A 15,148-nucleotide genomic window follows, 5' to 3' on the forward strand; every position below is an offset into this window, starting at 1 on the left:
GGCGTCCAGGACGCCCGTACCGTCACCACTGCGCCGCACCGGGCTGGCAGCCACGCGTAAAGGGGGCGGCCTCCTCGGAGGCCGCCCCCTTACGCGTGGTCCCCGTGGGGCAGGCCCGGTCAGCCGTACGAGGTCAGCTGTACGCCGCGATGTCGGCGACCACCGAGAAGCCCAGTCCGTAGGCGCTCATCCCGCGCCCGTACGCACCGATGTGGACGCCGTTGTGCGCCGAACCGGCCAGCACCCAGCCGAACTCGGACTCGCGGTAGTGGAACTCCACCGGCACACCGTCCACCGGGAGCGACAGCGTCGACCAGGGCGCGTTGCCGAGGTCGTCGGCGAGCTCGAAGGCGGTCTCGGTCTGCTGGTCGAGCCAGTCGTCGCGCAGCGTGTGGTCGAGCTGCGGGGGCCAGGTGTACGAGAGCAGGCCCGACCCGGCGAGCCAGGCTGCCGAGGAGACCGTGGTGGCGTCCAGGACGCCCGTACCGTCACCACTGCGCCGCACCGGGCTGGCAGCCACGGTCACGACGACCGCGAAACGTTCTTTCTCGGCGCCCGCGTCGGACCGGACCGAGGGCTCGTCGCCGTGGCCCGTGGAACCGTGCTGCACCGTGCCGTCCGCCGCGGTGCCGACCTGCATCAGCCAGCGCGGGCCCGCGAAGGCCTCGTCCAGCCCGTACCAGGGAAATGGCGCCTGCAGATAGCCGTCGACCGTACGCCGGGCCGCCAGCACCCCCTCTGCGGTGACTGTGCTGGGCGCACCATCCGCCCCTACCCGACTCGTCTCCATCTGCCCGGCCGCCTCCTCGATCTGTCAAAGATCCGGAGCGGCCCGCCCCTTCACGGGGTGGACATCCACGCAACCGGACAGATGGAGAATAGCCATACGGTCCGGACGAGTCGGAATTGGCCGGTCTCCGAGCCTGTCGCCGGGTTCGAAACAGGCGACCGGTGCCGGCCTCGGAAAGTCGGGGTGCGCTGTCCACGACCGAACGGCTTTCGCCACCTCGTAGAACCCTTCGGCCGGCCGGCGGTCGAACGTCTCGCAGGTCTGGAACCGCTCGCACGCGGCTCGCATGGCCTGCTCCGGCCTGGTGAACGCGGCGCGGTCCCACCGCCGGCCACACAGGTGGAGGAGGAAACTGCCCTCCTCGGCGTCGAACTCCCGCTTAAGGCTCTCGAGCTCAGGTGGCATCGGCGTCGAAAGGGGGACGCTCGTCCTTTGCGGGCTGGGCGGGCTTCTTCAGCAGGTCGGGGGTGGTCGCCGAGTCGGCTGCGGCCTTCGCCGATTCGTTCACGGAGCCGGCCGACGCCACGCTCTCGCGGCCGTTCACCGCGTCGGTGACCTCGGCCATTTCCTTGCGCAGGTCGAAGCTCTCGCGGATCTCCTTCAGCCCCAGCTCGTCGTCGCCGTCCATGAGCTGCTTACGAACGAACGTCTTGGGGTTGAGGTCCTCGAACTCGAAGTCCTTGAACTGCGGACCGAGCTCGGAGCGGATGTCTTCCTTCGCGCTGTCCGAGAACTCACGGATCTTGCGGATGGTGCGGGTGACGTCCTGGATGACCTTCGGCAGCTTCTCGGGACCGAAGACCAGCACGGCGAGAACCACGAGCGTCAGCAGCTCGAGCGCGCCTATGTCATTGAACACCTTGTTGCTCCTCGTGTTCTCCGCGTGTTCTCCGCCACCAGGTCGAATCAGGCCCGGATTCGCTCCACGGTACCCGCCGAAGCTGTCCGGGCGGTACCTTCCGGTGGCCGTTACGTGCCGCTTGCCGAGCCGAGTGTCACCGTCATGGACAGGTCTTTACCACCACGGGTCAGCGTGAGGCCGAGCCGGTCTCCGGGGCGGTGGGCGCGGATCTTGACGATCAGTTCCTCGCCGCTGTGCACCCGCGCGCCGTTCACCTCGGTGATGATGTCGCCCGGCCTGATGCCCGCCTTGGCCCCGGGGCCGCCCGAGGTGACGGCGGACCCGCCGTCGGCGCCCTTCGTGCCGACCTTGGCGCCATCTCCCGTGTACTTCATGTCCAGCGTGACGCCGATCACCGGATGGGTGGCCTTACCGGTGTTGATCAGCTCCTCGGCGACCCGCTTGCCCTGGTTGATCGGTATGGCGAAGCCGAGACCGATGGAGCCGGACTGGCCGCCGTCCAGGCCCGCGCCGCTGTCGGCGGCCCGGATGGCGCTGTTGATGCCGATGACATGCGCATGGGAGTCGACGAGCGGGCCGCCCGAGTTGCCGGGGTTGATCGGGGCGTCGGTCTGGATCGCGTCGACGTAACTGACGTCGGTGCCGTCGCCCTTCTCGCCGCCCGCGGTGATGGGCCGCTCCTTGGCGCTGATGATGCCGGAGGTGACCGTGTTGGACAGGTCGAACGGGGCGCCGATGGCCACCACCGGGTCACCGACCTGCACATTGTCGGAGTTGCCGAGGGCCAGCGGCTTGAGCCCGGAGACTCCTCTGACCTTGACGACGGCCAGGTCGTAGCCGCTGTCCTTGCCGACGATCTCGGCGCTCGCGGTCTCGCCGCCGCTGAACGTCACCGTGATGTCGCCGTTGCCGCCGGCGGGGGCGACGACATGGTTGTTGGTGAGGATGTGGCCGTCGTTGTCGAGGACGAAACCCGTGCCCGTGCCCGACTCGCCGGAGCCGCTGACGTGGAGGGTGACCACGCTGGGCAGGGCGCTGGCGGCGATACCGGCGACGCTGTCGGGGGCCCGGCCGCCGCTGTCCCGTCCGGCCTGCGGAAGCTCGACGCTGGTCAGACCGCCGGTGCGCTCGATATAGGCACCGATCCCGCCGCCGATGCCGCCGGCGACCAGGGCAAGCAGCATGGCCCCGATGAGCACGGAGCCGCGTCGGCGCTTCCTGCGCCCGGCGTCGGGCCCCAGGGGCAGACCGGGGGCACTCAACGGCTGGCGGGGCACGCCCCACGGGTCGTACTGAAGCCACTGCGAGGACGTGGGCGGCTGGGGGTGCGGCGCCTGGGGCTGCTGGGCCCCGGGCTGCTGGGCCCCGGGCTGCTGGAGCTGCTGGGTCCCCGGCTGTTGGAAAGCGGGCTGTTGGGGCTGCTGGAGGCCGGGCTGCTGGACCTGCTGCGGGCCGGGACCGGGCTGCTGGGCGTGAGCCTGCGGCTGGTGCGCGTGCGGGGGCGCGAAGGCGGGGCCGGGGTCCGCGGCGATCCCGTGGCCGTTCGACCCCGCGTACGGCGGCGGTACGGGGGTGCCGTGGGCCGGGGTCGGGACGGGGCGCTGTACGGGCGGCGCGGGTGCCCAGGGGCCGGGCCCGCCGTAGGGCGGGGTGCTGTACTCGTCCGGTGCGTGCAGCGGCTGCGCACGGGGGGCGGGCACGAGCGGCTCCCCGGCGGGCGGCTCGGCCGGTACGACGGGTATCCGCCCGGTCGTTTCCTCGTCCGCTCCGGGAGCAACGGGCGCGGCTTCCTGAAGCACCGCTTCGGCGGGCGGTGCCTCGACGGGGCCGGTGGCTCCCGTCGTGTCCTCGGCGGGAATTGCGTCCTCCGGCTCAATGTGGCCGGTGCGCCCCGTCGTGGGACGGCTCCACCACTTCGCCTTCGGTCCGGTGGGCTTCCCGTCGTCCATGCTCTCCCCGCAACTGGCCTCTGCACGTCCCCACAGGGGCGTCCCTCCCGGAATTCAACCAGGTTTGCGAATCTCTGCGCAGGTCCCCGTCAGCGCCGGGGGAAAAGCGGCAGTGCGTGATCGGTGGGGGGAGGGAAGGCCGAGGCCTTCGCGGCGGGCTCGGGGGGCTCCTGAGCGGCCGTGGCGCCGGTCGACGGGGTGAGCAGCGGGCTGGCGTCCGTCGGGCGTATCAGCGGGGGCAGGGACACGCTCAGCACGGGCAGCGCGAACGTGCGCCCGGCGAAATGCGAGGCGCTGAGCAGGGACGGAGCCGTCGCGAACACCGGCGGTACGCCGGGGGGCGGCGGGGAGAGGGACGGGGAGGCCGACGGGTACGCCGAGGCCGAACGGTCGCCGTCCACGGCGAGCGCACCGCCTCCACCACTGCTGCGGTCGGCCGTCTTGTTGCCGCCCTCGGCCCGGGCTTCGGCACCGAGCGGGGTGACTTTGCTGTCGGCGCCTTCTGCGCGGAACGGGGACTCGGACGTGGCGTCGAGCGGAAGCGTGCCGCCCAGTGCGATGGCGGCGAGCGAGACGGCACTGGCCGCGGCGAACGCGAACCTGCGTCCCCGCCACGGCGAACGGTCGGCCTCCCGGCTCACCTCGTGTATCCGGAAGGAGGAGCCGGACGCGCCACCGGGAAGGACGGCGGTGGAGCCGTGCACGGTGGGGAGGTAGCCGAAGCTGTCGATCGGTCCGGGTCCGGACGGGGTGTCCGTGCGGCTGCCGGAGGGCTGCATCACCGGCAAGAGTCCGTCGGCGAAGCGTCCGCCGCCGCCGAACGGTCCACCGGGACCGGCGTCGCCGCCAGGACCGCCGGGAAGACCCTGCAGACGGGCAAGGAAGCCTTCGGAGGGTGAAGGAGGGGCCGACTGCGCGAAGACACTCTTGAGGCGCCGCTGGGCGTCGGCCTCGGCCTTGCACTTGCAGCAGGTCGCCAAGTGGGCCAGGACCCGCTCACGGGTGTCGTGTTTCAGCTCACCGTCGACAAGCGCGGCGAGCCGGTCCCCCAGATGCTGCTCCGCGGGGGTCGGTCCTGTGCCGCTCACGCCGGTCCGACCTCCCCTGCCAGGACCGCGTCCGCCAGGGAGCGCTGCTCGGCGCGGGCCTCGGGCGAACGGTGCTTGAGTGCCTTGCGCAGGTGCGAGCGGCCGCGGTGGATACGGCTGCGCACGGTGCCGAGCTTCACGCCGAGTGTCGCGGCGATCTCCTCGTACGAGAGTCCTTCGATGTCGCAGAGGACGACCGCGGCACGGAATTCGGGCGCAAGGGTGTCCAGCGCCTGCTGGACGTCCGCGTCGAAGTGGGTGTCGTTGAAGACCTGCTGCGGGGACGGCTCACGGCTCGGCAGCCGCTCGGCCGCGTCGTCGCCGAGGGAGTCGAAGCGGATCCGCTGCTTGCGGCGGACCATGTCCAGGAAGAGATTGGTCGTGATGCGGTGCAGCCAGCCCTCGAAGGTGCCGGGCGTGTAGGTCGAGAGCGACCGGAAGACACGGACGAAGACTTCCTGAGTGAGGTCCTCGGCATCGTGCTGGTTGCCCGTCAGCCGGTAGGCAAGGCGGTACACGCGACCGCTGTGCGTGCTGACGATCTCTTCCCATGAGGGCGGGGTCCACGCCTGGGATTCCGCATCCGAGGCGAACGTCGCGGTGGTTGCGGAAGCGTTGGAAGAACGGTCAGCAATGTTGGTCACGGATTTCGGCTCACCCGCCGACCCGAAGAAGCGCCACAGCACTCCTCCCCGGTCCACAGGCGCAGCCGCACCTCCCCTGTCGGCTCTGGTGGTGTCCAGTGGAGCCCCTACCATAGCCACCTCGCCCGTTAGCTCCGGATAAGCCTTTTTCCTGCTGGGGACGGGGCCGGACCGGCCTCGTGGCGCATGATTCCGGGCCCGATGCGCGGGCCCGGTCCAGGCGCTTTCCCCTGTCCTTGCATAACGCCCGGTCCCATCTGCGGGTTCCCGGGTTCAGCGGATACAGTCACCGTTGCGCCAACTACGGGGACAGGAGAGGGTCATTACCGCCAACCGGCAGACGAGCTGGGCGTTCGCCGACGCCTTTGTCGCCGAGGACGAAGCTCTGCGCTGGGCCCGGGAACGGGCCCGCGAGACAGGGCTTCGCTCGGTGTCCCCGGGCACCGGCGCCGCGCTGCGCCTGCTCGCTGCCACCGCGGACGCCAAAGCGGTGGCCGAGATCGGCACCGGCACCGGCGTGTCCGGCATCTATCTGCTGCACGGGATGCGGCCGGACGGCGTACTGACCACGGTCGATCCGGAGCCGGAGCGCCAGCAGTTCGCCCGCCAGGCGTTCCGCGCGGCCGGCTTCGCCACGAACCGGGCCCGTTTCATTCCGGGGCGCGCCCTGGATGTGCTGCCGCGCCTCGCGGACGGAGGCTACGACCTCGTTTTCTGCGACGGCGACCGGCTGGAGAGCCTCGACTGCCTCGCTGAATCGTTGCGCCTGCTGCGACCGGGCGGTCTGGTCTGTTTCGAGGGTGTCTTCGCGGACGGCCGTACGGTCGACTCCGCGGCCCAGCCCGCCGAAGTACTGCGGCTGCGTGAGCTGCTGCGTGCCGTCCGGGAGAGCCAGGAGTTGATGGCGACACTGCTGCCGGTCGGCGACGGGCTGCTCTGCGCGGTCCGGCGCGGCTGAGCGGTCCTGGGCGGCCGAGCGGTCCTGCTGGGCGCCGGGCGGTACCGCACGCCCTGATTTCGTACGGGTTTCTCCACACGACTGCCCCGGCACGGAATCCGTACCGGGGCAGTCGCGAAGTGAAGTGATTAGGCGTCTCTGCGTCAGCCGACGACCTTCTTGAGGGCATCGCCGAGTGCATCGGCTTCGTCCGGCGTCAGCTCGACGACAAGCCGACCGCCGCCTTCGAGCGGAACGCGCATGACGATGCCCCGCCCCTCCTTTGTCACCTCGAGCGGGCCGTCGCCCGTCCGCGGCTTCATGGCCGCCATGCTCGTTCCCCTTCCTGAAACCAGCTCATCGCAACCGGCGGCCCCATGACAGGCGCTGCCTCACCGGCATCGAACACATTGCTTCTTGACCATTATCCCGCATCAAAGACCCCGATGACCAACATCGGTCGGCATCGCTTGCGCAACGCGCTCTCTCAAAACCACCCAATACGGCAATCCGGCTGCGATACTGCGCCGCCATCGGGCCCCAGGTGAGAGCCAATTGTTAGACGCAGGTCACATGCCCGCGCCGCCGGAAGTCGGCCATGCTTGCCCCGACAGGCACAATCCCGGAGCCGTAAGGGGACATCAGAAATGGGCGACACCATGGCGGACACCGTGCTCATGGACGTGAGCGACGGACTCGCGACGATCACCATCAACCGTCCCGACGCGATGAACGCCATGAACACCGAGGCCAAGGTCGCGCTGCGGGAGGCGCTGCTGGAGGCGGCGGCCGACAGCACGGTGCGCGCGGTTCTGCTCACCGCCACCGGGCGCGCCTTCTGCGTCGGCCAGGACCTCAAGGAGCACGTCTCCAAGCTCGCGGAGGCCGGTGAGAGCGGCGGCAACGCGCTGAGCACCGTGCAGGAGCACTACAACCCCATCGTCCGGGCGCTCACCGAGATGGAGAAGCCCGTGGTCGCCGGGGTCAACGGCGTCGCCGCCGGGGCGGGCTTCGGGTTCGCACTCGCCGCCGACTACCGCGTGGTGGCGGACACGGCGGCGTTCAACACGTCCTTCGCGGGGGTCGCGCTCACGGCCGACTCCGGTGTCTCCTGGACGCTGCCCCGGCTGATCGGCCGGAGCCGCGCCGCCGACCTGCTCTTCTTCCCGCGCTCGATCTCCGCGCAGGAGGCGTACGACCTGGGCATCGCGAACAAGGTCGTGCCCGCCGCCGATCTGGCGAAGGAGGCCGCGGCGGTGGCCCGCGCCCTGGCGGACGGTCCGACGGTGGCGTACGCCTCGCTCAAGGCGTCGATGGCCTATGGCGCGGCTCACACGCTCTCGGAGACGCTGGAGAAGGAGGACGAGCTCCAGACCCGCGCGGGCGCGTCACAGGACCACACGATCGCCGTACAGGCCTTCCTGGCCAAGGAGCGTCCGAAGTACTTGGGCCGTTAGGGCCTGTCCTCCGGGCCGGGTCGGGAGACGCAGTCGGCGAGGTGGTCGTTGACCAGGCCGCATGCCTGCATCAGGGCGTAGGCCGTCGTGGGGCCGACGAAGCGGATCGAGCGCTTCTTGAGCTCCTTGGCGAGCGCCGTGGACTCCGGGGTGACCGCCGGCACGTCCCCGAGCACACGGGGGGCGGGTCGGGTCGCCGGGTCGGGGGCGTACGACCAGATCAGCGCGTCCAGTTCGCCCTCGCCCCAGCCCGCGAGCACCTGGGCGTTGGCGAGGGTGGCGTCGATCTTCGCCCGGTTGCGGATGATGCCGGCGTCGGCGAGGAGCCGTTCCTTGTCGGCGTCGGTGAACTCCGCCACCGCGGGGATCTTGAACCCGGCGAAGGCGCTGCGGAAGCCCTCCCGGCGGCGCAGGATGGTCAGCCAGGAGAGACCCGACTGGAACGCCTCCAGACAGAGCCGCTCGAACAGGGCGTCGTCGCCGTGGACGGGCCGGCCCCATTCGGTGTCGTGGTAGGCGAGGTAGTCCTCGGTGGAGAGGCCCCAGGGGCAGCGCAGGCCGCCGTCCGCGGCCGGTTCGGCTCCGGTGCTCATCGCTGGTCCTCCTCGCCGGGGTACGGCCCGGACTCCTGGTCCGGTTGCTGGTCCGGCTGCTTGAACAGATCGGGGCCGTTGACCGCGGTCGCCTGGGCTCCCGCGAGCGCGGACTCCAGCTCGGCGATCCGGGCGTCCCGCTCGGCGAGCTCGGCGCCGAGCCGGTCCAGGGCCTCGTCGACGTCCACCATGCGGTAACCCCTGGCGGACATCGGGAGTCTCAGCGCCTCGACATCCGCGCGGCCGACCGGGCGCGTCGCGGGCAGCGGGTCGGTGAGCCGCTCCGCCGGCACGTCCTGCAGGACAGGGCTGCCGCCTCCGCCGACCACCGCGAGCGTGACCGCGGCCACCACCACAACCATCGTGAGCAGCAAGAACCAGAACACGCGCATCTCCCCGGGGGCGGAAATCTGTCCGGCTTCGATCGTGCCATGCGCCACCGACAGTTAGGGTCGCAGGCGACCTACTGAGGAGGAAACACGGGATGCGAAGCGGTGCGCTCAGGCTCGGGCGGCGGGAATTCGGGCCGCACGATCCGGTGATCATGGCGATCGTGAACCGGACCCCTGACTCCTTCTACGACCAGGGCGCGACCTTCCGCGACGAACCGGCGCTCACCCGGGTCGAGCAGGCGGTCGCGGAAGGTGCCGCGATCATCGACATCGGCGGGGTGAAGGCGGGGCCCGGTGAGGAAGTGACCGCTGCGGAGGAGGCCCGCCGTACGGTCGGCTTCGTCGCCGAGGTGCGGCGCCGTCACCCGGACGTGGTGATCAGCGTGGACACCTGGCGGCACGACGTGGGCGAGGCGGTCTGCGAGGCCGGTGCGGACGTGCTGAACGACGCGTGGGGCGGCGTCGACCCGAAGCTCGCGGAGGTCGCCGCCCGGTACGGAGCAGGGCTGGTGTGCACGCACGCGGGCGGCGCGGAGCCGCGGACCCGGCCGCACCGGGTCGAGTACGAGGACGTGATGGCGGACATCCTGCGGGTAACCGTGGGGCTGGCCGAGCGGGCCGTGGAGCTCGGGGTGAGGCCGGACGGGATCATGATCGACCCCGGTCACGACTTCGGGAAGAACACCCGCCACTCGCTGGAGGCGACGCGTCGGCTGGGTGAGATGGCGGAGACGGGGTGGCCCGTGCTCGTATCGCTGTCCAACAAGGACTTCGTCGGGGAGACCCTCGACCGTCCGGTCAAGGAACGGGTGATCGGCACGCTGGCGACGACGGCGGTGTCGGCGTGGCTGGGTGCGCGGGTGTACCGGGTGCATGAGGTGGCGGAGACGCGGCAGGTGCTGGACATGGTGGCGTCGATTGCGGGGCATCGGGCGCCGTCGGTGGCGCGGCGGGGGCTGGCGTAGGGGCCCGGGTCCGGGGCGCCGCCGCCCCGGACCCTCGCGCCCCCTACCGGCCGACCTCCTTGGTCACCAGCATGACCGCCTCCTTCACGTCGTCCGTCACGTGGAAGAGCACCAGGTCCTTCTGCGACGCCTTGCCCTGGGCCACCACCGTGTCGCGGAGCCAGTCGACCAGGCCGCCCCAGTACGCCGTCCCGAACAGGACGATCGGGAAGCGGGTCACCTTGCCCGTCTGGACCAGTGTCAGTGCCTCGAAGAGTTCGTCCAGGGTGCCGAGGCCGCCCGGCAGGACCACGAAGCCCTGCGCGTACTTCACGAACATCGTCTTGCGGACGAAGAAGTAACGGAAGTTGACGCCGATGTCGACGTGCGGGTTGAGGCCGGACTCGAAGGGCAGCTCGATGCCGAGGCCGACCGAGACGCCCTTCGCCTCCCGGGCCCCCTTGTTCGCGGCTTCCATCGCTCCGGGACCGCCGCCCGTGATCACCGCGAAGCCCGCTTCGACCAGTGCCTTGCCGAGCTGTACGCCCGCCTCGTACTCCGGGCTGCCGGCCGGTGTCCGGGACGAGCCGAAGACGCTGATGGCGCTGGGCAGTTCGGCGAGGGCGCCGAATCCCTCCACGAACTCCGACTGGATGCGCATGACCCGCCACGGGTCGGTGTGCACCCATTCGGAGTCGCCCTCGGTGTCGAGCAGCCGCTGATCGGTCGTGCCCGGCTGTACCTGGTCCCTGCGCCGCAGCACAGGACCGAGCCGTTGTTCCTCAGGCATGACCGCACCTTCGGGGACCTGCGCGCCCTCGGGAATCCGTGCGTCCTCCGGGTTGCCCATGATCTGCTCCCTCCGCCGACCTGCAATGTGCCTGTGTCGGCTCAGCGTAGATCGGCGGAGGTTACGCGCAGGGGAATGCAGTGGGTCAGGTGGTGAGCCAGGAGCGGAGGCGGTCCTCGCAGTGGGTGATCAGGGCGGTCACCACGTGCTCGTCGCGCTTGTGGGCGAGGAGCGGGTTACCGGGGCCGTAGTTCACCGCGGGCACCCCGAGCGCCCCGAAGCGGGAGACGTCCGTCCAGCCGAACTTGGGCTGCGCCGTGCCGCCGACCGCCTTCATGAACGCCGCGGCGGCCGGGTGCGAGAGGCCGGGCATCGCCGCGCCGGAGTGGTCGTCGATGACGAACTCGGTGACGCCGCAGTCCGCGAAGACCTCGTGGACGTGCGCGACGGCGTCCTCGGGGCTGCGGTCGGGGGCGTAACGGAAGTTGACCACGACCGTGCAGGCGTCCGGGATGACGTTGGTGGCGACGCCGCCCTCGATCCCCACGGCGTTGAGACCCTCGCGGTACTCCAGCCCGTCGATGACCGGCCGGCGCGGCTCGTACGCGGCGAGGCGGGCCAGGATCGGGGCCGCGGCGTGGATGGCGTTGGACCCCATCCAGCTGCGCGCCGAGTGCGCCCGCTCCCCCTCCGTACGCAGGAGGACCCGCAGTGTGCCCTGGCAGCCGCCCTCGACCTGGCCCTCGGAGGGCTCCAGCAGGATGGCGAAGTCGCCTTCCAGCCAGTCGGGGTGGGCCTCGGCCACGTGCCCGAGGCCGTTGAGGTCCGCGGCGACCTCTTCGTTGTCGTAGAAGATGAACGTCAGGTCCCGGTTGGGCTCGGGCACGGTCGCCGCGATCCGCAGCTGGACGGCGACGCCCGACTTCATGTCGGAGGTTCCGCATCCCCACAGGACGCCGTTCTCGTCCAGCCGGGACGGAACGTTGTCGGCGATCGGGACGGTGTCGATGTGCCCGGCCAGTACGACGCGCTCGCCGCGGCCGAGGTTCGTCCTGGCCACGACGTTGTTGCCGTACCGCTCCACGGTCAGGTGCGAGAGGTCGCGCAGCGCCTCCTCGATCGCGTCGGCCAGGGCTTTCTCGTTCCCGCTGACCGACGGGAAGTCGACCAGCCGAGCTGTGAGTGCGGGGCCGTCCAGGGTGAGGTCGAGCTTGCTTTCCGCCATGCCCACGACCCTAAGGGACGTCCCCGTCACGCCGCTCGGGCCCTCCAGTACCGTGGCCACGTGCCCCGGACCGCCACTTCAGCCAGCCCCCGCCCGGGCCGTAGCCGCTTCCTGCGCCTCACGGCCGCCTTTGCCGTGCTCACGGCCCTGGCCGGCTACCTGGCCGTGCAGTACGTCTCCGGCAGCAAGGGGTCGCCGCGCTGCGTCGTCCGGTCCGCCGACGGGCCGAGGGGAGAGGGGCACACGTACGAGATGAGCCCCGAGCAGGCCTCCAACGCCGCGATGATCTCTGCGGCCGGCACGACGCGCGGGATGCCGGAGCGTGCGGTGACCATCGCGCTCGCCACCGCGCTCCAGGAGTCCGCGCTGCGCAATATCGAGCACGGCGACCGGGACTCGCTCGGACTCTTCCAGCAGCGCCCCTCGCAGGGCTGGGGGACCCCGAAGCAGATCATGGACCCGGTGTACTCGTCCGGGAAGTTCTACGACCATCTCGCGGAGGTCCCCGGCTATTCGCGGCTGCCGCTGACCGTCGCCGCGCAGCGCGTACAGCGCAGTGGTTTCCCGCAGGCGTACGCGAAGCACGAGCCGGATGCCGCGCTGCTGGCGGCGGCGCTGACCGGCCGCGCGCCCGCCGCGCTGGACTGTTCGCCCGGCACGCCGACCGCGACCGGCCCCGGTGACACCGCGCAGGTACGGGCCGAGCTCGTGCGGTCCTTCGGCAAGAACGTGCTGCCGGAGGCGCTCGCGGCGGGGGCCGAGCCCACCGGAACGGTGGCGGTGCCCGTGCGGCCGGCCGTGGAGTCCGACGACGGCGCGGCGCCGAAGCGCGGCTGGGAGCTGGCGCACTGGGCGGTCGCCCGGGCCGGGGCCCTGCGGATCGACCGGGTCTCCTACTCGGACCGGGTCTGGAACGCCGGTGAGGGCTGGCGCACGGAACGCGCGGAGCTGGACGAACCGGGCACCACCGAGGTCGGAATCCGGCTCGCGCAGTAGTACGAGCCGTCCCCCGTACGGGCCTTCCGGCCGATCACCCGCCTGCCACTTCCGCCCCCTTCTCCCCCGCACTTCCGTCCGCTCCGATTCCCTTGCGCGCACAGGGAAGTGACGGTTCGTCCGGCCGCTGCGTAATGCAATGTTTGCCCGGGTTCTTCCCCTGAGGATTATCGGACGCATTACTCAGTCTTTACCTCGGCCCACCGCAACCTTCCCCGCCCCCGGACCGGTTGTCAGTGCGTCCGATCACCGCTTGAACACCGTCGAAGGAGCATCATGTCCCTCCCCCTGACCCGCCGGATCGCCCGCGCCGCGCTGCTGATCGCCGCAGGTGCGGCCCCCGTGGTCGGTGCGGCCGGCGCAGCAGGTGCCGCGGGGCTCCCGGAGACCCCGAACCTGGGCGGCGTCACCGCCCTGGACGGTGCCGGCCTCGGTAACACCATCGACGGCGCCTCCCAGCAGGGCACCCAGGCCGCGGGCGACACCGGCGGCAAGATCGTCGGTACGGCCGTCCCGGCCGCGGGCAAGACCGTCGGCAAGGCGGGCGGCGTCGCCGCCCCGGCCGCGCAGGAGACCGCCGGTCGGACCGCGGGCCACGGCGGAGAGATCCTCGGCTCGGCCGCCGGTTCCGCGACCGAGGGCGGCCTGCCCACCAACAGCCTGAGCGGTGGGCTGCCCACCGACGCCGTGGGCGGCGGCCTGCCCACCGACGCCGTGGGCGGCGGCCTGCCGACCGACAGCCTGGGCGGGCTGCCCGTTCAGGGCCTGCCGCTCAACTGACCCGGCACCACGCGAAGGGCCTCGGGAGTGCGCACTCCCGAGGCCCTTCGCTGTCGTGTGCCGGGCGCCGCCGTCAGGACAGCCGCTTGGCGGCCGCCGCCACCCGCTCGTCGGTCGCCGTGAGCGCCACCCGCACGAAGCGGTCACCGGCGGGCCCGTAGAAGTCACCCGGCGCCACCAGGATGCCGAGCTCCGCCAGGTACGCCACGGTCTCCCAGCACGGCTCGTCGCGCGTCGCCCACAGGTACAGGCTCGCCTCGCTGTGCTCGATCCGGAAGCCGTGCGCCTCCAGCGCCGCACGCAGCACCGCACGCCGCTCCGCGTACCTGACACGCTGCTCGGCGACATGGGTGTCGTCGCCGAGCGCGGCGACCGTGGCGGCCTGGACCGGGGCCGGCACCATCATCCCGCCGTGCTTGCGGATCAGCAGCAGCTCGCCGAGGACGGCCGCATCACCGGCGATGAACGCCGCGCGGTATCCGGCGAGATTGGAGCGCTTGGAGAGCGAGTGGACGGCGACGATGCCCTCGTACGTACCGCCGCAGACGTCCGGGTGGAGCACGGAGACCGGCTCGGCCTCCCAGCCGAGTTCGAGGTAGCACTCGTCGCTGAAGACGAGCACGTCGTGCTCGCGGGCCCAGGCCACGATCCGGATCAGCTCGTCCTTGGACAGCACGCGGCCGGTCGGGTTGGACGGCGAGTTGAGCCAGAGCAGCTTGAGCCCGGCCGGGTCGAGTTTGGTCGGGTCGTCGTACGCGACGGGCTCGGCGCCACAGAGCCGGGCACCCACCTCGTACGTCGGGTAGGCGAGCCGCGGGTAGGCGACCTTGTCGCCCGCGCCGAGGCCGAGCTGGGTCGGCAGCCAGGCCACCAGTTCCTTGGAGCCCACCACCGGCAGGACGTTCTCGTGCGCCACGGATACCGCACCGAGGCGCCGCTCCACCCAGCCCGTGAGGGCGTCACGCAGGGCCTCGGTCCCCCACACCGTCGGATAGCCGGGGCTGTCGGACGCGGCGACGAGCGCCCGCTGGATCAGCTCGGGCACCGGGTCGACGGGTGTGCCGACGGACAGGTCCACGATGCCGTCCGGGTGGGCGGCAGCGGTCGACTTGTAGGGCGTGAGCTTGTCCCAGGGGAATACCGGGAGACGGGAGGAGACTGCGCCAGACACGGGTCTCTGCTTTCTCGTATTTCTCGTACGTGGGTCACGAGCGTGGGTCACGAGCGTGGGTCACGAGCGGGTACGGGCCCGCATCGGCTGAGCGGGCGGGCCGGGCCGGAAAACACCGCGGTCCCGCACGGTGACGAGCCGTACGGGACCGGGCGGCGCCTTTGCGGCCGCTGCTTAGCCGTTCTGCGGCGGCAGCGCGGCGATGAACGCGTGGTCGCGCTCGATGAGACCGAGCTTGGAGGCGCCACCGGGCGAACCCAGGTCGTCGAAGAACTCCACGTTGGCCTTGTAGTAGTCCTTCCACTCCTCCGGGGTGTCGTCCTCGTAGAAGATGGCCTCGACCGGACAGACCGGTTCACACGCTCCGCAGTCGACGCATTCGTCCGGGTGGATGTACAAGGACCGGGAGCCCTCGTAGATACAGTCGACGGGGCACTCTTCGATGCAGGCCTTGTCCTTTACGTCGACACAAGGCTGCGCGATGACGTAGGTCACGCTGTCGTTCCTCCTCGGTAGGGCGTTGGCTCTCG

General features: G+C 71.1%; 17 protein-coding genes. 5 read left to right on the forward strand and 12 right to left on the reverse strand.

Going from position 1 to position 15,148, the window contains the following annotated elements:
* Positions 1–133: 133 nt before the first annotated feature.
* From ACFT7S_RS35805 to sigE, 5 genes are all read right to left on the reverse strand, one after another.
* Complete coding sequence (locus ACFT7S_RS35805; RefSeq protein ID WP_382739761.1) at positions 134–790, reverse strand: hypothetical protein; 657 nt, start codon at positions 788–790, stop codon at positions 134–136.
* Between the two features lie 394 nt (positions 791–1,184).
* Positions 1,185–1,649, reverse strand: coding sequence for a sec-independent translocase (locus tag ACFT7S_RS35810; RefSeq protein WP_382739764.1), 465 nt, complete (start codon positions 1,647–1,649; stop codon positions 1,185–1,187).
* Positions 1,650–1,759: 110 nt separating this feature from the next.
* Complete coding sequence (locus ACFT7S_RS35815; protein WP_382739766.1) at positions 1,760–3,601, reverse strand: trypsin-like peptidase domain-containing protein; 1,842 nt, start codon at positions 3,599–3,601, stop codon at positions 1,760–1,762.
* Positions 3,602–3,690: 89 nt separating this feature from the next.
* Complete coding sequence (locus tag ACFT7S_RS35820) at positions 3,691–4,689, reverse strand: zf-HC2 domain-containing protein (RefSeq protein WP_382739769.1); 999 nt, start codon at positions 4,687–4,689, stop codon at positions 3,691–3,693.
* Entirely contained in the window at positions 4,686–5,447 is a 762-nt protein-coding gene (sigE, locus tag ACFT7S_RS35825) for an RNA polymerase sigma factor SigE (protein WP_382739772.1), read from the reverse strand. Before sigE ends, ACFT7S_RS35820 begins: the two co-directional genes overlap by 4 nt.
* 178 nt (positions 5,448–5,625) lie before the next feature.
* On the opposite strand from sigE, the gene ACFT7S_RS35830 reads away from it, so the two are divergent.
* Positions 5,626–6,291, forward strand: a complete 666-nt coding sequence (locus tag ACFT7S_RS35830; protein WP_382739775.1) for an O-methyltransferase — start codon at positions 5,626–5,628, stop codon at positions 6,289–6,291.
* Positions 6,292–6,434: 143 nt separating this feature from the next.
* On the opposite strand, the gene ACFT7S_RS35835 is transcribed toward ACFT7S_RS35830, so the two are convergent.
* On the reverse strand, positions 6,435–6,602 hold the full coding sequence (locus tag ACFT7S_RS35835) for a DUF3117 domain-containing protein (RefSeq protein WP_003966491.1): 168 nt from the start codon (positions 6,600–6,602) through the stop codon (positions 6,435–6,437).
* 327 nt (positions 6,603–6,929) lie between these two features.
* Between ACFT7S_RS35835 and ACFT7S_RS35840 the strand changes: the two genes are divergently transcribed.
* Positions 6,930–7,727 (forward strand): enoyl-CoA hydratase/isomerase family protein, encoded by a 798-nt coding sequence (locus ACFT7S_RS35840; protein WP_382739856.1) that lies wholly within the window; start codon positions 6,930–6,932, stop codon positions 7,725–7,727.
* Here ACFT7S_RS35840 and ACFT7S_RS35845 read toward each other — a convergent pair.
* Positions 7,724–8,320 carry a DNA-3-methyladenine glycosylase I gene (locus tag ACFT7S_RS35845; protein ID WP_382739778.1) on the reverse strand — a complete coding sequence of 199 codons (597 nt, stop codon included), beginning with the start codon at positions 8,318–8,320 and terminating at the stop codon, positions 7,724–7,726. The genes ACFT7S_RS35840 and ACFT7S_RS35845 overlap by 4 nt on opposite strands.
* Positions 8,317–8,712 carry a DivIVA domain-containing protein gene (locus ACFT7S_RS35850; protein ID WP_382739859.1) on the reverse strand — a complete coding sequence of 132 codons (396 nt, stop codon included), beginning with the start codon at positions 8,710–8,712 and terminating at the stop codon, positions 8,317–8,319. The genes ACFT7S_RS35845 and ACFT7S_RS35850 overlap by 4 nt, the downstream gene beginning before the upstream one ends.
* 92 nt (positions 8,713–8,804) lie before the next feature.
* On the opposite strand from ACFT7S_RS35850, the gene folP reads away from it, so the two are divergent.
* Positions 8,805–9,677: a dihydropteroate synthase gene (gene folP / locus ACFT7S_RS35855; protein WP_382739781.1), complete on the forward strand. Its 873-nt coding sequence runs from the start codon at positions 8,805–8,807 to the stop codon at positions 9,675–9,677.
* 43 nt (positions 9,678–9,720) lie between these two features.
* Here the strand turns inward: folP and ACFT7S_RS35860 are convergent, their stop codons facing one another.
* The gene (locus tag ACFT7S_RS35860) at positions 9,721–10,506 is read right to left on the reverse strand and encodes a TIGR00730 family Rossman fold protein (protein ID WP_382739784.1); all 786 of its coding nucleotides are present in this window, start codon (positions 10,504–10,506) and stop codon (positions 9,721–9,723) included.
* An 85-nt stretch (positions 10,507–10,591) separates the two neighbouring features.
* On the reverse strand, positions 10,592–11,671 hold the full coding sequence (gene dapE / locus ACFT7S_RS35865; RefSeq protein WP_382739787.1) for a succinyl-diaminopimelate desuccinylase: 1,080 nt from the start codon (positions 11,669–11,671) through the stop codon (positions 10,592–10,594).
* Positions 11,672–11,731: 60 nt separating this feature from the next.
* Here dapE and ACFT7S_RS35870 point away from each other — a divergent pair, with 60 nt between their 5' ends.
* Entirely contained in the window at positions 11,732–12,667 is a 936-nt protein-coding gene (locus tag ACFT7S_RS35870) for a hypothetical protein (RefSeq protein WP_382739790.1), read from the forward strand.
* Positions 12,668–12,943: 276 nt separating this feature from the next.
* Positions 12,944–13,447 carry an ATP-binding protein gene (locus ACFT7S_RS35875; protein ID WP_382739793.1) on the forward strand — a complete coding sequence of 168 codons (504 nt, stop codon included), beginning with the start codon at positions 12,944–12,946 and terminating at the stop codon, positions 13,445–13,447.
* Between the two features lie 73 nt (positions 13,448–13,520).
* On the opposite strand, the gene dapC is transcribed toward ACFT7S_RS35875, so the two are convergent.
* Complete coding sequence (gene dapC, locus ACFT7S_RS35880) at positions 13,521–14,618, reverse strand: succinyldiaminopimelate transaminase (RefSeq protein ID WP_382739795.1); 1,098 nt, start codon at positions 14,616–14,618, stop codon at positions 13,521–13,523.
* 174 nt (positions 14,619–14,792) lie between these two features.
* A complete protein-coding gene (gene fdxA, locus ACFT7S_RS35885) occupies positions 14,793–15,113 on the reverse strand; it encodes a ferredoxin (RefSeq protein ID WP_031091138.1) in 321 nt (106 codons plus the stop codon).
* Between the last annotated feature and the right edge of the window lie 35 nt (positions 15,114–15,148).

Origin of the sequence: Streptomyces sp. NPDC057136 (assembly GCF_042670885.1) — a bacterium.
GTDB lineage: Bacteria > Actinomycetota > Actinomycetes > Streptomycetales > Streptomycetaceae > Streptomyces.

Excerpts from the sequence above, each read along its gene's own strand:
- ACFT7S_RS35805 (WP_382739761.1), bottom strand. The coding sequence starts at position 790 with ATGGAGACGAGTCGGGTAGGGGCGGATGGTGCGCCCAGCACAGTCACC.
- ACFT7S_RS35815 (WP_382739766.1), bottom strand. The coding sequence starts at position 3,601 with ATGGACGACGGGAAGCCCACCGGACCGAAGGCGAAGTGGTGGAGCCGT.
- sigE (WP_382739772.1), bottom strand. The coding sequence starts at position 5,447 with ATGGTAGGGGCTCCACTGGACACCACCAGAGCCGACAGGGGAGGTGCG.
- ACFT7S_RS35835 (WP_003966491.1), bottom strand. The coding sequence starts at position 6,602 with ATGGCGGCCATGAAGCCGCGGACGGGCGACGGCCCGCTCGAGGTGACA.
- ACFT7S_RS35840 (WP_382739856.1), top strand. The coding sequence starts at position 6,930 with ATGGCGGACACCGTGCTCATGGACGTGAGCGACGGACTCGCGACGATC.
- ACFT7S_RS35845 (WP_382739778.1), bottom strand. The coding sequence starts at position 8,320 with ATGAGCACCGGAGCCGAACCGGCCGCGGACGGCGGCCTGCGCTGCCCC.
- ACFT7S_RS35850 (WP_382739859.1), bottom strand. The coding sequence starts at position 8,712 with ATGCGCGTGTTCTGGTTCTTGCTGCTCACGATGGTTGTGGTGGTGGCC.
- folP (WP_382739781.1), top strand. The coding sequence starts at position 8,805 with ATGCGAAGCGGTGCGCTCAGGCTCGGGCGGCGGGAATTCGGGCCGCAC.
- ACFT7S_RS35860 (WP_382739784.1), bottom strand. The coding sequence starts at position 10,506 with ATGGGCAACCCGGAGGACGCACGGATTCCCGAGGGCGCGCAGGTCCCC.
- dapE (WP_382739787.1), bottom strand. The coding sequence starts at position 11,671 with ATGGCGGAAAGCAAGCTCGACCTCACCCTGGACGGCCCCGCACTCACA.
- ACFT7S_RS35875 (WP_382739793.1), top strand. The coding sequence starts at position 12,944 with ATGTCCCTCCCCCTGACCCGCCGGATCGCCCGCGCCGCGCTGCTGATC.